We start from the raw sequence: 16,372 nt of genomic DNA, 5'->3' as shown, positions 1-16,372 counted from the left end.
GAACCGGAAAATCCCGGCTCAGATGGCCGAAACGACCTCCTTCGCCCAGCGGTAGTCGGCCTTCCCGCTGGGGGACCTGCGGATCACCGGAACCACCACCACGGACCGCGGGATCTTGTAGCCCGCCACGTGGGTACGGCAGTGCTCGGCGATCGCGGCGGCATCGGCGTCGTCGAATCCGGGCCGCAGCTGAACCACGGCGGCGACCTTCTCGCCGAACCGGATGTCGGGTGCCCCGGCGACCAGCGCGTCCAGCACCGCCGGGTGCGTCTTGAGCGCCTGCTCCACCTCCTCCGGATACACCTTCTCGCCACCGGAATTGATGCACGTGGAGCCGCGGCCGAGGAGCAGGATGGTGCCGTCCGCCTCCATCCGCCCCATGTCGCCGAGCACGGCCATCCGCACCCCGTCGACCACCGGGAACGTCGCCGCGGTCTTCGCGTCGTCGTTGTAGTACGCGACCGGGACGTGGCCCTTGCGCGCGAGGTAGCCCACCTCGTCGCTGCCCGCCGCGATCGACCGGAACGCCTCGTCCACGAGAACCATGTTGGGGTTGGACCGGATTCGCTTGGTGCCGTCGTCGCCGAACTCGACGATGCCGTCGTTGCCGGTCTCCGACGCCCCGAAGGCGTCCTTGATGACCAGACCCGGAACCATCTCGCGCAGTTCGTCCTTGAGCTTGGGCGAGAACAGCGCACCGCCGGAGCCCATCAGCTTCAGCGAGCTGAGGTCGTAGCGGTCGCCGTGCTCGCGGATGGCCTCCGCGATGGGCCGCGCGATGGCATCGCCGACGACGGTGACACCGGCGATCTTCTCCGCCTCGATCAGCCGCAGCACCTCGACCGGGTCGAAGGTGCGGGTGAGAACGCGGGGCGCGCCCATGAGGAACGCGGTGAGCAGCGAGTAGATCGCGGCGCCGTGCATCAGCGGCGGGATCAGCAGGTACACCTGCGGTTCGGTGTTCGCGACCGCGCCGGCAACCACCTCCTCGACCGAATGCCTTGGTGCGCCACCGATGTTCCCGCCGGACAGGGCCGCGTAGTAGAAGTCCTCGTGCCGCCACACCACGCCCTTGGGCATGCCGGTGGTGCCTCCGGTGTAGATGACGAAGTGATCGTCCGCGCTGCGCGGGCCGAAGCCGCGCGTGTCGGGCTGCGCCGCCAGAGCGTCCTCGTAGTCCGCGACGGTCACGGTGTCGTAGCCGGATGGTAGTCCGTCGTGCTCGCCGACCACGACGACGTGCCCGATCCCGGGCGCCTGCGGCAGCGCGGCGCCGGCCGACTCGAGGTACTCGTTCTCGACGATCAGCACCACGCTCTCGGAGTTGGTGTAGAGGTAGACCAGCTCGGCGTCGGTGTAGCGGAAGTTGACGTTGATGGGGACCGCCCGGATCTTCATGCACGCCAACAGTGCCTCGACGTACTCCATGCGGTTACGCATGTGGATGGCGACGTGCTGCCCCGGCTGCACCCCGACCGACGCGAGGTGGTGCGCGAGCCGGTTGGCCCTCCGGTCCAGCTCCACGTAGCTGCGCCGCTCGTCGCCGCACACCACCGGAGCCCGGTCGGGAATCGCGTCCGTGACGGCTTCGTACAGGTCGGCGATGTTCAGCGTCACGAAAGTCCATCCTCACTCGGTAGTGACCCGGATCACGGGCCCATTCGTTCGCGAAGCTAACACAATCGAGCGTTTGATGGGCCAAAATCGTTGCGCCGGTGTCGCCGTCAAGATCCCGTCAGGAACGCGCCCGGACCCTTGCCTGGCATTGAACAGGCGAGCAACACTTTGAACATGTGTTCAGCCATGGCTGTTCCGCCGGACCGGGATCTCAACACCCGGGCGCGTATCCGCGACGCCGCGATCCGCGTCTTCGGTGAGCAGGGATTCGGCGCCGGGATCCGCGCGGTCGCGACGACGGCCGGGGTCTCGCCCGGCCTGGTGAACCATCACTTCGGCTCCAAGCAGGGCCTCCGGGCTACGTGCGACGAGTACGTCTCGGACATCATCCTGACCGAGAAGCGTGAGGTGCTCACGGCGACCGGTCCGGCCCGGATGCTCGAGTCCCTCAGCGAGATCGACCGGTACGTGCCGCTCGTCGCGTATCTCGTCCGGTCGTTCCAGGCCGGTGGCGAGCTCGCCGCATCCCTGTTCGAACACATGGTCGTCGGTGTCGAGGAGTACCTCGAGGCCGGCGTCGCCGAGGGGCGGGTGCGACCGAGTCGCGACCCTGCCGCGCGAGCCCGATACCTCGCGATGCAGAGCCTCGGCTCGACACTGCTGTACCTGCAGATGCACGCCGATACGGACGGCTCGGTGGACTACGCCCGCGTGATCCGGGAGATGACCGACGAGATCATGCTCCCCGCACTCGAGGTCTACACCGAAGGGCTGCTGGCCGATTCGACGATGCTCGACGCCTACACCCACAACCCACCTTCCGAGGAGAGGGCATGACCACGATCATCGAAGTCGAGAAGCTTCAGAAGTCGTTCGGCTCCACCCGGGCACTCGACGGGCTGGACCTGACGGTCGGCGAGGGCGAGGTCCACGGGTTCCTCGGCCCCAACGGCGCCGGCAAGTCCACCACGATCCGGGTGCTGCTGGGCCTGCTGCGCGCGAACGGTGGCACGGCGACGGTGTTCGGCCGCGACGCGTGGCGCGACGCCGTCGACCTGCACCGCGATGTCGCGTACGTCCCGGGTGACGTGACGCTGTGGCCGTCGCTGACCGGCGGGGAGATCATCGACCTGCTCGCCCGGATGCGCGGCGGACTCGACCGGGATCGACGCGCCGACCTGATCGAGCGATTCGACCTCGACCCGCACAAGAAGGCGCGCTCGTACTCGAAGGGCAACCGGCAGAAGGTCGCGGTGATCTCCGCCCTCTCGTCGCACGCCCGCCTGCTCCTGCTGGACGAGCCCACGTCGGGACTGGATCCCTTGATGGAGAAGGTGTTCCGTGATTGCGTCACGGAGGCCGGCACACGTGGCACGACGGTGCTGCTGTCGAGTCACATCCTGTCCGAGGTCGAGGCGCTGTGCGAGAAGGTCACCATCATCCGGGCCGGAAAGGCCGTCGAGAGCGGCTCCATCGCGTCGATGCGTCACCTCAGCCGCACGTCGATCACGGCCGAACTCACCGGCGACCCAGGTGATCTCAGCCGGATTCCCGGTGTCGAGGACATCCGGATCGACGGCAGCACGCTGCACTGCCAGGTGGACGCCGACAGTCTCGGCGCACTGATCCGCACGCTCGGCGACACCGGCGTGCGCAGCCTCGTCAGCACGCCGCCGACGCTCGAGGAGCTGTTCCTGCGGCACTACGAACTCTCGGAGGAGGTGCGGGTATGACCACCACCGTGGCTCCGACCGCCGTCCGCCCGGCGGCCTCGGCGTCTTCGCCTTTCACCGGCACCGCGGCGTTGGTGCGCCTGGCCCTGCGACGCGATCGCGTGATCCTGCCGTTGTGGTCGATCACCATCGGCCTGCTGCCGATCGTCTACGGCAAAGCGATCATGGGGCTGTACACCACCCAGAGTCAGCTCGACGCCTTCGCGGCGTCCACCGCGTCCCTGAAGTCCGAAATCGCCTTGGTGGGACCGATCTTCGGATCCAGTGTGGGCGCGCTGACGACGTGGCGTGCCGGCTACCTGTTCACGTTCGTCGCCGTCGCCGTCATCCTCACGGTGATCCGGCACAGCCGGAACGAGGAGGAGACGGGCCGCACCGAACTGCTCGATTCGACAGCGGTCGGTCGGTACGCGGGCCTGACGGCGGCGCTGCTCGTCGCGGCGATCGGAACGGCCGTCAGCGCCGTCGTCGGCGCCCTCGGCCTGATCTCGATCGGAATCGGCGGCTCCGGCGCAATCGCGTTCGGGGCGGCCGTGTTCGGGGCGGGTGTCGTGTTCGCCGGCGTCGCCGCGGTGACCGCGCAGGTGAGCACCGGCGCCCGGCTCGCCCGCGGCATCGCGTTCGCGGTGCTCGCGGTCGCCTTCCTGTTCCGCGCCGTGGGCGACGCCGGATCGGGGACGCTGTCGTGGCTGTCGCCGATCGGCTGGGCGCAGCAGCTGCGCCCGTACGCCGACGAACGCTGGTGGGTGCTGCTGCTGTCGGCCGTGACCGCCGTCGTGCTCGTCGCCGTCGCATACCGACTGCTCATGCACCGGGACCTCGGCGCCGGCCTCATCGCCGAACGCCCCGGCCCGGCAACGTCGCCGCCGTCGCTGTCCGGTCCGGTCGGACTGGCGTGGCACTCGCAACGCGGACTCCTGGTCGCGTGGACCGTGGGACTGACGGTGTTCGCGCTCGTGATGGGCGGCGCCGCACACGGTGTCAGCGATCAGCTGGGGAGCAGCACAGCCGTCACGCAGGCGCTGGCCCGTCTGGGCGGCGCGCAGGCGATCGAGGACTCGTTCCTCCAGTTGGCGTTCACCATCTTCGGGCTTCTCGCCGGCGCGTACTCGATCTCCGCGGTGCTGCAACTGCACGACGAGGAGGAATCCGGCCGCGCCGAGTCGGTGCTGGCCGCGTCCATCGGGCGGCCGCGCTGGGCGATGAGCCACATCGGGTTCGCGCTCCTCGGCCCCGCTGTCGCACTCACGATCGCCGGCCTCGCGGCGGGAATCGCGTACGGGACGTCGATCGACGACGTCGGCGGACAGGTGCCGCGCATTCTCGCCGCCGGGCTGGTGCAGCTGCCCGGCGTGTGGCTGCTGACCGGGATCGCGGTCGCGATGTTCGGCTTGATCCCGCGCTTCGCGCCCGCCGCGTGGGGTGTCTTCGGCGCGATTATGGCGCTGTACGTGTTCGGCATGGTCGCCGACGTCCCGCGGCCGCTGCTCGACCTGGTGCCCTTCCTGCACCTGCCCCGCCTGCCCGGCGGCTCGTTCGAGGTCGCGCCGATCGTGTGGCTGCTGCTGATCGCCGCGGCACTCCTGGTCACCGGCCTCGCCGCGCTGCGCCGCCGCGATCTCCGCTGACCACCGCTTCAACGGGAATTCACGTCACGCTTTCGAGACCGAACCGTGCCGTGAATTCCCGTTCAGGGGTTGCGGCGGGGTTCCTAGACTCGGAAACATGACAGCTTCGCGCGCGTCAGACGAGGTCGTGGACTGGTCCAAGATCGAGGAGCGGGCGCCGTCGGTTGCTCATCTCTTCGTCGACCGGGTTGCCGCGACACCCCGATCCGAAGCCTTCCGGTACCCCAGTGGTGATGGGTGGTCGAGCGTCACCTGGTCCGAGGCGGGCAAACGGGTCCGCACGTTGGCGGCCGGTCTGATCGCGCTGGGCGTCGAAGCAGAGCAGCGCGTCGCGGTGGCGTCGACCACCCGTTACGAGTGGGTGCTCGCCGATCTGGCGGTGATGTGCGCGGGCGCCGCGACCACCACCGTCTATCCCACGACGACCGCGCCCGACGTCGCGTTCATCGTGTCGAACTCGGGCAGCCGGCTCGTCGTCGCCGAGAACGAGGCCCAGCTCGCCAAGCTCCGTGAGCACCGCGACGAGCTGCCCGACGTGCAGCGGGTGGTGCTCATCGACGGCACCGCGCCCGACGACGAGTGGGTGATCGGCTTCGACGAGCTCGAGCGGCTCGGCGACCGACTGCTCGCCGAACGCCCCGGCGCCGTCGACGAGCGGATCGCCCGGATCTCGCCGGACAGCCTGGCGACGCTGATCTACACGTCGGGCACGACGGGACGACCCAAGGGTGTGCGGCTGCCGCACTCGGCGTGGACGTACGAGGCCGCGGCGATCGACGCCACCGGCATCATCGACGCGGACGACTTGCAGTACCTGTGGCTGCCGTTGTCGCACGTGTTCGGGAAGGTGCTGCTGACGCTACCGCTGCAGATCGGGTTCGCGACCGCCGTCGACGGCCGGGTCGACAAGATCATCGACAACCTCGCGGTCGTGAAGCCGACGTTCATGGGTGCGGCGCCACGGATCTTCGAGAAGGCCTACGCCCGCATCGTCGGCACGGTCAAGACCGAGGGCGGCGTGAAGGAGAAGATCTTCGACTGGGCGATCGGCGTGGGACTGACCGCGTCGAAGGCACAACCGGCGGGAAAGCCGCTGTCGCGCAAGCAGAAAGTCCAGCACGCCGTCGCCGACCGACTGGTGTTCCGCACGATCCGTGAGCGGTTCGGTGGCCGGCTGAAGTTCTTCATCTCCGGTTCCGCCGCGTTGGATCGCGAGGTGGCGCGGTGGTTCGACGCGGTCGGCATCGTCGTCCTCGAGGGCTACGGGCTGTCGGAGACGAGCGCCGCGTCGCTCGTGAACCGGCCGTCGGCGTACCGGTTCGGGACCGTCGGCTGGCCCATCCCCGGCACCGACGTGAAGATCGCCGAGGACGGCGAGATCCTCGTCAAGGGCCCAGGTGTGATGAGCGGCTACCACCAGAATCCGGAGGCGACCGCCGAATCACTCGAACCCGACGGCTGGTTCCGCACCGGCGACATCGGCACGATCGACGCCGACGGCTTCCTGCGGATCACCGACCGCAAGAAGGACATGTTCAAGACGTCCAACGGCAAGTACGTGGCACCGTCGGCGATCGCCGCGACGTTCAAGGGCATCTGCCCGTACGTCGGCGAGATCATCGTGGACGGCGAGGGCAAGTCGTACTGCGTCGCCCTCATCAGCCTCGACGGCGAGGCGATCGCCGAGTGGGCGGTCGAGAACGGCATGGGAGACAAGCCCCTGCGCGAGATCGCCACCGCCGGACCGACCGTCGCGATGATGAGCGCCTACGTGGATCAGCTCAACGCCGGGCTCAACCGCTGGGAACAGATCAAGCGGTTCACGATCCTCGAGCGGGAACTCACCGTGGAGAACGGCGAGATCACCCCGAGCATGAAACTCAAGCGCAAGAAGGTGGTCGACAACTTCTCCGAGCGCATCACGGAACTGTACGGCTGAGCGCCGCCACCGCGACGGCCCGTGCGGCCCGGCGATCGGTCTTGCCGCCCGGTCCCAGCACGAGTGAGTCGACGGTGACGACGTGCTCGGGCAGGTACTCGGTCGTCACTCCCCGAGATCGCAGCCAGTCCGCGAGCGTACCGGTGTCGAGATGACCGCCGTCGACGAGAACGACTACAGCGCAGACGCGTTCACCGAAGACGTCGTCGGGCACCCCGACGGCCGCCACATCCGACACCGCCTCGTGGCCGCCGACGAGTTCCTCGATCTCGACGACCGAGATGTTCTTGCCACCGCGGATGATGAAGTCCGCCTTGCGACCGACGACGCGCACCCGGCCCGCGTCGTCGATCTCCACCACGTCGCCGAGCAGCATCCAGCCGTCGTCGGTGTACAGCTCGGCGTTCGCCGCCGAATCCTCCCAGTACCCGGACGATACGAGCGGACCGCACACCGCGGGCTGACCGCGCCGGGGCGTGCCCGTGCAGTCGGCCCCGGAGTCGTCGAGCACCCGCACGTTCGCCGACTCGAGCACGTGACCGCACGTACGCAGTCGCGTCTCGACGTCGTCATCCAGGGTCGTGCGGCTCACGACACCAGCTTCGTTGGAACCGTAGAACTGCAGAACCCTGGCGCCGGTGCGCTCCTCGAACGCCCGGGCGTCTCGGTACGGGACCGGTTCACCCCCGGTGTACAGGACTCGGAGACTCGACAGGTCGTGCCGATTCACTGCTTCCGACCGCAGGAGAATCCTGAACTGTGTACTGACACAGCACAGTACGGTTACCCGCTCACGCTCGATCATCATTGCCATCTCGTCGACGTCGAATCTCGGCGTCACCACGACCGGGACACCGAGAAGCGCCGGCAGGAAGTGCGCCGACCACAGACCGAACCCGAACGGCGCCGGGACCACCGAACAGACCACGTCGCCGGGACCTATCCGGCCGCCCAGCATGGCCTCGCGGGCGAACTCCACCCACTTCCGTTCGTTGTGCGCCACCACTTTCGGCAACCCCGTCGTACCGGACGTCGAATTCAGGATCGTCACGTCGGACGTGGTGAACGGCACCCCCGGCGGCACGACGCCGGTCGACTCGACGCCGCCGAGTCGATGCCGGGTCGCGGTGCCGGCGTCCTCGTCGATCACCACGACGTCCGCGGGTGACACACCCTGCTCACGCAGTTGGTCGACGAGGTCGCGCCACGACCGTCCGCGAATCGACTGCGCGGTCACCAGTACCGCGGCGCCCGCACGGCGCATGATGTGCGCGACCTCCCGCACCCCGGAGCGCACACCGATGGCCGCGGCGACCCGGCCGGACCGGAAGCAACCGCACAGCGCGGCATGCACTCCCGCCGTGTCGGGCAGTAGCAGCGCCACCTGCGAGCCCGGACCCGCCGCGGCCCCGCGCAGTGCCCGCCCCACCGCATCGGCCAACCGGTCGTACTCGTGCCACGTCGTCGACCGGTCGGGCGTGACGAGCGCAGGACGATCGGGAATCTGCCGCGCCCAGCTGCGCACGACCTCGCTTACCGAGAGTACCTCGTAGAGTTCGGGTGCGGTCGCGAAAGTGCCCGGGAGGATGGGCTGTGCCACCACATCGCCGTTCGTCGTCATGTTCACCTCATTCGTGTAGCGCCGCATCGATGCTCGCCTCGGTCACACCCATCGAGCGGCGGTACTGTCTGTCGAGTTCGTCCGCGCCGCCGCACTCCGCGACGATGCGCCCCCGCTGCATCACGTATCCCCGGTCGACGATCGTCTTCAGTGCGGTCAGTGCGGGTTCGGCGATCAGCACCGCGACACCGGACGCAGCGAGGTCACGTACGGTCTCACGCAGTCCCGCAACGATCTTGGGCGCAAGCCCGGTGGTCATCTCGTCGAGAAGCAGCACCTTGGGATCCGCGAGCAGAGCACGTGCCAGCACCAGCATCTGCTGCTCGCCACCACTGAGCACTCCGGCGTAACGTCCGGCCCGTTCCCGCAGAACCGGGAACCGGTCCATCGCGGAATCGACCGACGACTTCGGAAGGCCGAGCAGATCTGCGCCGACCACCAGGTTCTCGACGACCGACATCTTCATGAAGAGTTGCCGGCCCTGTGGGACATACGCGAACCCACGCCGACCGCGTGTCATCGCGGACTCCCGGCTGAGGTCCGCACCGTCCAGGTGGACCGCACCCGTCGAGCGGATCGCGCCGAATACACCCGAGAACAAGCTGCTCTTGCCCGCACCGTTCGGACCGACCACCGCTGTCACACTGCCTGATTCGGCCGTGATCGACACCGACGACACAGCGACGGCCGATCCGTAGCGCACCGTCATCTCCTGCACCCGCAGCATCACGTCACGCCTCCTCTCCGAAGTACACCTCGCGCATAGCGGGGCTGCTCATGCATGCTTCCGGTGTCCCCGCGAAGGCGACCTCGCCGAAGTTGAGGAGGACGACACTGGTCGCGAGTTCACGAACGAGATCGACGTTGTGGTCGACGAGCACCACGCCGTTGCCCGCCTCCTGGATGGTGCGAACGGCACCGGCGATCGCCTCGATACTCTCCGGGTCACCACTGGCGAAGGGCTCGTCGAGCAGGAGCACGGCGGGTTCGCTCGCCATCGCGCGTGCCACCTCCACGAGCCTGCGGGTACCCAGGCTCACGTCCCCACAGGGCACTGTCACGTCGTCGATCCCGTACCGGGCCGCGACCTCTGCGGCAATGGTGATCGCAGACTCGGGTGCGCTGGACAGCCCCCGCCACGCCCATGCCCACGCGGATCGGAAGGATCCGATCCGGTTGCCGAACAGCCCCGGCACGATGTTCTCGAGAGCGGTCAACTCCAGGGCCACCTGAGGGTGCTGGAACGTCCGGGCCAGACCCTGCCGAGCGCGGCGCTCGCTCGAGCCGGTCAGCGGACGTCCGCGCAAGCGGACCTCACCGGCGTCCGCACGTTGGGTCCCGAAGACGATGTCGATCAGGGTCGTCTTGCCGGCCCCGTTCGGCCCGACGAGCGCGACCACCTCCCCCGGTCCCACCGAGAACGAAATATCCTGCACGGCTTTAACTCCGCCGTACGACTTCGACAGCCCGCGCACCTCGAGGAGCGGCTCCGTCGCCGTGGACGCTGTCATCGTCTCCCCCTCTCGTCGGTGGAGTTCCCCCGTCGTGCCGACATCACCGCCTGCACCCGGGTCCAGCACCACTGCGCGTATCCGATCAGGCCCCCGGGAGCGACGATGATGATCAAGAGGACGGCCAGGGCCAGGAGGAGTTCACCGCTGCCCTGGTAGCCGGGCATGTTCAATGTGACCGCGACGACCACAACCGCGCCCAGTGGTGCTCCCCAAGCCGTGCCACGACCACCGATGATCGGCATGAAGATCGCCAGGAAGACCAGATTGAGCGTGAGCGTCTCGGGAGTCACGGCCTGTACGGAGCCGACGAAGAGCGAGCCTCCGAAGGCGGCGATCGCCGCCCCGATCGCCAACGCGACCATACGCAGGTGGGCCGGCTTCACACCGGCAGCTCGGACCGCGTCATCGCTCTCGCGGGACGCTTGGAGGATGATTCCCCAGACGGACTTCCTCAGCCGATCGACGAGCACCGCGATCGCACAGACGAAAACGACGGCCCCAGCGACCAGAAGATAACCGGGTGGTTCCCAACCGAATACGGAGACCGGGGGGATCCGGGTGATGCCGCCCGCGCCGCCCGTGATCGATCGCGCGTCGATCATCCAGTACTTGAAGGCGAGACTGAAGAGCAACGTCACGGCCGCGAGATAGAACCCGGACAGCCGCTGCGTCACGAGTCCGAGAACCAGCGCGACAACGGCTGACACGACGGCTCCGGCAATCCATCCCCACCACATCGACCAGTCGGTGTGCTTCGCGACGAGCGCCACCGCGTAGGCGCCGATCGCCGCGTAGGCGCTGTACGCCATCGACAGCGAGCCGGCGAGAACGAACGGCACATACATGCCCAGCGCCACCAGGCCGTACATCGCCGCAAGGAAGACGAGGTCCTGTCGGTACAGGCTTGGTCCCACCCAGATCAGCACCACGGCAAGAACGCCGACGGTGATGCCCAGTTCGCGTACAGAGCGAGGTCCCCGGGCGGCCCGCACACGCGGGCGCGACCGACTCGGCGCGGTATCGGTAGTCGAGACAGTCATCACACACGCACCTTTCGGGTGATCAGTCCTTCCGGCCGGAATGCGAAGAACGCCAACGCGATCACCAAGATCGCTGTCTGGGCGGCGCTCGCGCCGAAGTAGTAGGGGGCGAACACCTGCGCAAATCCGAGAATCAAGCCACCTACGAGCGGCGCCCAGGCCCGTCCGGTTCCGCCGATGACCAGGGCGAGGAATGCGGTGAGTGTCCACGACAGGCCGCTCGTGAACTGCACACCGGATTTGGGCGCGAACAGGATTCCCGCAAGGGCCGCGATGACGCCGGCGACCGCGAAGGCCACCAGGCGAATTCGCGCGACGGGCAGGCCGAGTGTCCGCGCTGCCTCGGGGTTGTCGCCAACCGCCCGCAGCAACCGGCCTGTAGCCGACGAGTGCAGCCACCACACGGTGAGCGCGAACACGATCGCCGCGCCCACCACCAGGGTGACAGTCGTGCCGCTCACTGTGACACCGAGGACAACGAAGGGACCGATGTCGAACAGGCTCGTTCCGGGTAGAGGCGTTCGCCCGAAGACTGTGCCCGCGAGCTGTTGGACCGCGAACAGGACCGCGGTGACGGCGACGAGGGCGGGCAGTTCTCCGCGCCCGGATCTCCTTTGGACCGGACGGATCACGAGCAGTTCGGTGGCGAGGGACAGTACGACCGCCAGGGCTGTGCCGGCGACGACCGCGAGCCAGAGCGGGACTCCCTGCTCGACCACCAGCCAACTCGCCGAAAGCGCGGCGGCCATCGCGTAGGGCCCCATCGCGAAGTTGAAGAAGTCGGTGCCGATCACTACGAGATACATGGCCAGGGCTATCAGCGCGAAGAAGGCGCCGATCTCGACAGCCGCAATCCAGAGTTGTGCGTTGCTCACGGGGCCTCCTCGATGCAGGACGGTTGGTACGCACCCCACGGACCCTGCGGGGTGTTGTCCGGACCGAACTCCATGAGGACGAGCCCACACAGGCTGTCCGCGGCGAGGTGGTCCGTGGGGCCGTACGACAGCGTGAGCGCCGACTGTCCGAACGACGCGGGCAGATCGCGGACGCTCTCGAGCGCGTCCCGCACCGCACCTCGATCCTGCGGGTCGTCCACCGAACCCAACGCCCGTTGCAGCAGCCGGACGGTGTCGAGGGCCTGCGCGTCGTAGGCGGTGGGCTGGTAGTCGGCACCCTTCGTCGGCTTCAACATGTCGGCAAGTTCCACGGTCCGCGGGTTCGCACTTGTGAGGCTGCCCATGAACACCATTCCGTCGAGCGCCCCCCGATCGGCGAGTGCCCACGACTTGGGTTGGTTTCCGATGGATGCCAACGAGAATCGGGGCAGTTGCGGCGCATTCCGGTGCAGGGTGTCGTGCGCGAGGATCTCGAAGTGTCCCCCGACGCTGGCCACGAGGACCGCGTCCGGTTTCGTCTCGAGCAGACGCGACACCTGTGCGGTCATGTCCGCGGCGTCGACGTCCGCCTTCTCGACCTTGGTGATATCGACGCACTGCCGCAGCGGCGGTTCGAGCGTGGCCATCACGCCGTCGATGGCCGCACTGGAATCGGCCAGGACCGCGAGTCTGCCGTACTTCTCGGCAGCAAAGGCGCCGCAGTAGACCTCGGCGTACTGCGAGAGCGAGTTCGCGACCATGAAGGCGTACTGCTCGTCGGGTGCGCGGGCGAAGCTGTCCACCAGTACGTTCGGCGAGATGCCGGGGATTCCGGACCGTTGGAGAACCGACTTCGCCTGCATCACCGACCCGCTGCCGGTGGCGAGGATGACGGCACTGGCCCCCTTGTCGACCATGCGCCGGATGACCGACGGCGTCTTCGTGGGATCGCTCTCGTCGTTGCCGACCTCGAGGACGATCCGGCGGCCGTTGATCCCGCCGCTCGCGTTGATGTCGGCAACCGCCGCTCGCACCGTGTCTCCGACGATGACGCTGTAGGACGCGCCGGGACCGGTCGAATCCTCGTCCATGCCGATGACGATGGTGTCCGGGGCCGGCTCCGACACTGCCGAACAACCGCCCACAAGAAGCACTCCCGTCGCGACGAGCGCGACCTGCATGCCACGTTTCTTCCGCATCTTCAACCTCTCGGCCGGTAACGAATCAAACGTTTGCTACAAACACGATAGCCTCCCGGAGGCAGATCGTTCCGGAAATCGGGCCGAAATACTCTGTCCGACAATAATTCCGACCCGACCTCCGGTATCAGCGGTACTTCCGCAACTCTTGCCGTGCGACGCTGCGGATGTGCACCTCGTCCGGGCCGTCGGCGATTCCGAGGATGCGGGCGCTGGCCCACATGCGCGCGATCGGGAAGTCGTCGGTGACGCCTCCGCCGCCGTGGCATTGGATCGACCGGTTCAACACCGACCGGGCCACACGTGGACCGATCACCTTGACGGCCGCGATCTCGATCTGCGCACCCTTCGCACCGACACGGTCGATCATCCACGCTGTCTTGAGCACCAGTAGCCGTGCCTGTTCGATCTCCATGCGGGACTCGGCGATCCAGGTGCGAACCACACCCTGGTCGGAGATGGGACCGCCGAAGGCGTTGCGCGCCATTGTGCGTCGCACCATCAACTCCAGTCCGCGCTCGGCCATCCCGATGCAACGCATCGCGTGGTGGATGCGGCCGGGACCCAGCCGCGCCTGGGCGATCGCGAAGCCCTCGCCCTCACCGGCGAGCATGTTGGCGACCGGAACCCGGACGTCGGTGAACTGGATCTCGGCGTGCCCCTGCTGGTCGTGGTAGCCGAAGATCGGTAGCGACCGGATGATCTCGACGCCGAGCGTCGCAACCGGCACGAGGATCATCGACTGCTGGCGGTGTGGCGCCGCGTCGGGATCCGTCTTGCCCATCACCACGAGGATCTCGCAGCGCGGGTCGGCCGCGCCCGTCGTCCACCACTTGCGCCCGTTGATCACGTACTCGTCGCCGTCGCGGACGATCGACGTGGAGATGTTCCGGGCGTCGGACGACGCGACGTCCGGTTCCGTCATGGAGAAGCCCGACCGGATGCGGCCGTCGAGCAGAGGCTCGAGCCACCGCTGCTTCTGCTCGTCCGTGCCGAACATGTGGAGGATCTCCATGTTCCCGGTCGAGGGTGCGGAACAGTTGAGGGCCTCCGGCGCGATGTAGGGCGATCGACCCGTCACCTCCGCGATGTGCGCGTAGTCCAGGTGGGTGAGCCCGGACAGCGCCGGCAGGAAGAGGTTCCACATCCCCTGCCGGCGGGCTTCGGTCTTGAGTTCCTCGACGACCGGCGGCAGGACGTGGCTGTGCGGGCCGTCGGCCGCGAGTTGCTTCGCGTACACCTCCTCCGCAGGGTACACGTACTCGTCCATGAACTTCTCGAGCCGGGCGATGATCTCGCGGGCTTCGGGACTCGGTGACAGATCCACCAGGGGTTCCTCTCGATTCGAAGGTGGCGGTGCGGCTATCCGGCGGACGTCAGGACGACCTTGCCGAGCGCTCGGCGTCCCATGACGACGTCCAGCGCTTCCGCCGCGTTCGTCAGCGGGAAGGTCGCACTGACGTGCGGCCGGAGGGCACCCCGCTCGTACCAGCCGAACAGGCGATTCATGTTGTCGGCGTTGCGTTCCGGGTTGCGCTTCGCCCACGCGCCCCACAGCACCCCGTGCACGGAGCCCGAGCACACGAGCAAGCGGTTGAGCCCCACCTTCGGGATGTCGCCCGACGCGTACCCGACCGTCAGGTAGCGCCCACCCCACGCGAGCGAGCGCACCGCCGTCTGTGCGTGGTCGCCGCCCACCGGGTCGTACACGACGTCCACCCCGCCGTCCGTGAGCGCGGCGAGCCGCTCCTTCAGGTCGTCACGGGAGTAGTCGATCGTCTCGTCCGCACCGTGAGCCCGGCAGAGCTCGAGCTTCTCCGGGCTCGACGCCGCGGCGATCACGCGTGCCCCCAGGGCCTTGCCGATCTCGACGGCGGTCAGCCCGACGCCACCCGACGCTCCGAGCACCAGCAGAGTCTCCCCCGCCCGGAGATCGGCTCGGTCGACCAGGCCGTGGCACGACGTCCCGTAGGTGACGGCGAACCCGGCGGCGTCGGTGTACGACATCGCATCCGGGATGGGGAAGATCATGCTCGCGGAGACGACGACCTGCTCCGCGTAGCCGCCCATGCCGCAGAAGGCGAGCACCCGGGTGCCGACGGCGATGCCGGTAACGTCGGCGCCGATAGCCTGCACCACCCCGGCCGCCTCCGAGCCGGGCACGAACGGCAGCGGCGGCTTGGTCTGGTAGTTGCCTGCGACGATGAGGCCGTCGGGGAAGTTCACGCCGGATGCGTGCACCTCCACCAGCACCTCGCCGGGGCCGGGGACCGGCGACGCGACGTCCTCGTACCGCAACGTGTCCGGCGCTCCCAGCGTCCGGCACAGCTGAGCCTTCACGCCGACTCCCCGGCGGGGTCGGTGACGAACGTGGCCCACGCCTTGACCGCGAGTCCGCCCGTCTGTCGGGCGCAGTCGAGCTCGAGATCGACCTTGGCGACGCCGTCCTCCTCGTGCTGGCGCAGGATCTGCCCGGTGCAGGTGAGCACGTCGTCGGGCCACACCTGTTCGAGGAAGCGGACCCGGTACGAGCGGATGTTCTCGGCGCCGAGCCACTCACACGCGTACGTCGCGAGCAGTCCGGCCTGGAACATGCCGACCGAGAACGGCGACGGATAGCCGGCGGCCTCGGCGAACGTCTGGTCGTGGTGGATCGGGTTCATGTCGCCCGAGGCTCCCTGGTAGCGGACGAAGTCGGTCCGGCTGACCGGCCCGACGGTCCAGGGAGCGGGAACTGTCGAAGTGATGGTCATGCGTCCTCCGTTGCGGGTCGGGCGGTTTCGACGCCGGTCATGATTGCTCGGGCCACGAGCGTGCCCGTCTCGTCGACGAAGTCGGTGACCATCACCGCGAACGTCAACTTGCCGCCGCGACGGCCCTGCTTGGTGTAGACGTCGGTGATCCGGGACGTGCACCGCAACCGCGTCCCGGCCTTCGGCGGAGGGCCGTAGAACTCGTACTGCTGTTCGGCGTGCAGGCCGCGCTTGCCGTCGAATTCGACTGCGTTCCAGGGATTTCCCTCGGGCGGGGCCCAGAAGTTCGTGGTGGTGAGGAAGGTCGGCGGCGACACCGCATCCTCACGCGCGAGATAATCGGGGTTCGACGAGTAGGTCGCCACTGCGAACTCGCGGATCTTGCCACGCTCGACATCGAGGTCGTAAGTCTTGCCCTCGATGCCGACGGCGTCTGCGTTTGCCATGTTCCCT

15 protein-coding genes are annotated in these 16,372 nt (G+C 68.0%); 4 read left to right on the top strand and 11 right to left on the bottom strand.

All coding sequences use genetic code 11. From position 1 onward, the window contains the following. Positions 1-18: 18 nt before the first annotated feature. Positions 19-1,617 carry an acyl-CoA synthetase gene (locus ACQ5DX_RS24155; protein WP_430334999.1) on the bottom strand — a complete coding sequence of 533 codons (1,599 nt, stop codon included), beginning with the start codon at positions 1,615-1,617 and terminating at the stop codon, positions 19-21. A 186-nt stretch (positions 1,618-1,803) separates the two neighbouring features. Here ACQ5DX_RS24155 and ACQ5DX_RS24150 point away from each other — a divergent pair, with 186 nt between their 5' ends. From ACQ5DX_RS24150 to ACQ5DX_RS24135, 4 genes are all read left to right on the top strand, one after another. Further along, positions 1,804-2,454 carry a TetR family transcriptional regulator gene (locus ACQ5DX_RS24150; RefSeq protein ID WP_430334998.1) on the top strand — a complete coding sequence of 217 codons (651 nt, stop codon included), beginning with the start codon at positions 1,804-1,806 and terminating at the stop codon, positions 2,452-2,454. Next, the gene (locus tag ACQ5DX_RS24145) at positions 2,451-3,350 is read left to right on the top strand and encodes an ATP-binding cassette domain-containing protein (RefSeq protein WP_430334997.1); all 900 of its coding nucleotides are present in this window, start codon (positions 2,451-2,453) and stop codon (positions 3,348-3,350) included. Before ACQ5DX_RS24150 ends, ACQ5DX_RS24145 begins: the two co-directional genes overlap by 4 nt. Beyond that, on the top strand, positions 3,347-4,978 hold the full coding sequence (locus tag ACQ5DX_RS24140) for an ABC transporter permease (protein WP_430334996.1): 1,632 nt from the start codon (positions 3,347-3,349) through the stop codon (positions 4,976-4,978). Before ACQ5DX_RS24145 ends, ACQ5DX_RS24140 begins: the two co-directional genes overlap by 4 nt. A gap of 97 nt (positions 4,979-5,075) precedes the next feature. Continuing rightward, on the top strand, positions 5,076-6,917 hold the full coding sequence (locus ACQ5DX_RS24135; RefSeq protein ID WP_430334995.1) for an AMP-dependent synthetase/ligase: 1,842 nt from the start codon (positions 5,076-5,078) through the stop codon (positions 6,915-6,917). On the opposite strand, the gene ACQ5DX_RS24130 is transcribed toward ACQ5DX_RS24135, so the two are convergent. The 10 genes from ACQ5DX_RS24130 to ACQ5DX_RS24085 form a co-directional block, all read right to left on the bottom strand. Next, positions 6,898-8,538, bottom strand: a complete 1,641-nt coding sequence (locus tag ACQ5DX_RS24130; RefSeq protein ID WP_430334994.1) for a class I adenylate-forming enzyme family protein — start codon at positions 8,536-8,538, stop codon at positions 6,898-6,900. The two genes, ACQ5DX_RS24135 and ACQ5DX_RS24130, sit on opposite strands and share 20 nt — an antisense overlap. 7 nt (positions 8,539-8,545) lie before the next feature. Further along, positions 8,546-9,265 carry an ABC transporter ATP-binding protein gene (locus ACQ5DX_RS24125; RefSeq protein ID WP_430335786.1) on the bottom strand — a complete coding sequence of 240 codons (720 nt, stop codon included), beginning with the start codon at positions 9,263-9,265 and terminating at the stop codon, positions 8,546-8,548. 4 nt (positions 9,266-9,269) lie between these two features. Further along, positions 9,270-10,049: an ABC transporter ATP-binding protein gene (locus ACQ5DX_RS24120; RefSeq protein ID WP_430334993.1), complete on the bottom strand. Its 780-nt coding sequence runs from the start codon at positions 10,047-10,049 to the stop codon at positions 9,270-9,272. Further along, a complete protein-coding gene (locus ACQ5DX_RS24115) occupies positions 10,046-11,092 on the bottom strand; it encodes a branched-chain amino acid ABC transporter permease (protein ID WP_430334992.1) in 1,047 nt (348 codons plus the stop codon). Before ACQ5DX_RS24115 ends, ACQ5DX_RS24120 begins: the two co-directional genes overlap by 4 nt. Beyond that, positions 11,092-11,967, bottom strand: a complete 876-nt coding sequence (locus tag ACQ5DX_RS24110; RefSeq protein ID WP_430334991.1) for a branched-chain amino acid ABC transporter permease — start codon at positions 11,965-11,967, stop codon at positions 11,092-11,094. The genes ACQ5DX_RS24115 and ACQ5DX_RS24110 overlap by 1 nt, the downstream gene beginning before the upstream one ends. Beyond that, on the bottom strand, positions 11,964-13,166 hold the full coding sequence (locus ACQ5DX_RS24105; protein WP_430334990.1) for an ABC transporter substrate-binding protein: 1,203 nt from the start codon (positions 13,164-13,166) through the stop codon (positions 11,964-11,966). Before ACQ5DX_RS24105 ends, ACQ5DX_RS24110 begins: the two co-directional genes overlap by 4 nt. A 127-nt stretch (positions 13,167-13,293) precedes the next feature. Further along, positions 13,294-14,493: an acyl-CoA dehydrogenase family protein gene (locus ACQ5DX_RS24100; RefSeq protein ID WP_430334989.1), complete on the bottom strand. Its 1,200-nt coding sequence runs from the start codon at positions 14,491-14,493 to the stop codon at positions 13,294-13,296. Between the two features lie 35 nt (positions 14,494-14,528). Further along, positions 14,529-15,506 (bottom strand): NADPH:quinone oxidoreductase family protein, encoded by a 978-nt coding sequence (locus tag ACQ5DX_RS24095; protein ID WP_430334988.1) that lies wholly within the window; start codon positions 15,504-15,506, stop codon positions 14,529-14,531. Continuing rightward, positions 15,503-15,919, bottom strand: a complete 417-nt coding sequence (locus tag ACQ5DX_RS24090; protein ID WP_430334987.1) for a MaoC/PaaZ C-terminal domain-containing protein — start codon at positions 15,917-15,919, stop codon at positions 15,503-15,505. Before ACQ5DX_RS24090 ends, ACQ5DX_RS24095 begins: the two co-directional genes overlap by 4 nt. Further along, positions 15,916-16,365 (bottom strand): FAS1-like dehydratase domain-containing protein, encoded by a 450-nt coding sequence (locus ACQ5DX_RS24085; RefSeq protein WP_430334986.1) that lies wholly within the window; start codon positions 16,363-16,365, stop codon positions 15,916-15,918. Before ACQ5DX_RS24085 ends, ACQ5DX_RS24090 begins: the two co-directional genes overlap by 4 nt. Positions 16,366-16,372: the final 7 nt, after the last annotated feature.

Origin of the sequence: Rhodococcus sp. ACT016, from assembly GCF_050477185.1 — a bacterium.
Classification (GTDB): Bacteria; Actinomycetota; Actinomycetes; order Mycobacteriales; family Mycobacteriaceae; genus Prescottella.
The sequence above is the reverse complement of the archived record's forward strand: the minus strand, read 5'-3'. Positions and strand labels throughout refer to the sequence as shown.

Coding starts and splice junctions, on each gene's coding strand:
- ACQ5DX_RS24150 (WP_430334998.1), top strand. CDS start 1,804: ATGGCTGTTCCGCCGGACCGGGATCTCAACACCCGGGCGCGTATCCGC.
- ACQ5DX_RS24145 (WP_430334997.1), top strand. CDS start 2,451: ATGACCACGATCATCGAAGTCGAGAAGCTTCAGAAGTCGTTCGGCTCC.
- ACQ5DX_RS24140 (WP_430334996.1), top strand. CDS start 3,347: ATGACCACCACCGTGGCTCCGACCGCCGTCCGCCCGGCGGCCTCGGCG.
- ACQ5DX_RS24135 (WP_430334995.1), top strand. CDS start 5,076: ATGACAGCTTCGCGCGCGTCAGACGAGGTCGTGGACTGGTCCAAGATC.
- ACQ5DX_RS24130 (WP_430334994.1), bottom strand. CDS start 8,538: ATGACGACGAACGGCGATGTGGTGGCACAGCCCATCCTCCCGGGCACT.
- ACQ5DX_RS24125 (WP_430335786.1), bottom strand. CDS start 9,265: ATGCTGCGGGTGCAGGAGATGACGGTGCGCTACGGATCGGCCGTCGCT.
- ACQ5DX_RS24120 (WP_430334993.1), bottom strand. CDS start 10,049: ATGACAGCGTCCACGGCGACGGAGCCGCTCCTCGAGGTGCGCGGGCTG.
- ACQ5DX_RS24115 (WP_430334992.1), bottom strand. CDS start 11,092: ATGACTGTCTCGACTACCGATACCGCGCCGAGTCGGTCGCGCCCGCGT.
- ACQ5DX_RS24105 (WP_430334990.1), bottom strand. CDS start 13,166: ATGCGGAAGAAACGTGGCATGCAGGTCGCGCTCGTCGCGACGGGAGTG.
- ACQ5DX_RS24090 (WP_430334987.1), bottom strand. CDS start 15,919: ATGACCATCACTTCGACAGTTCCCGCTCCCTGGACCGTCGGGCCGGTC.
- ACQ5DX_RS24085 (WP_430334986.1), bottom strand. CDS start 16,365: ATGGCAAACGCAGACGCCGTCGGCATCGAGGGCAAGACTTACGACCTC.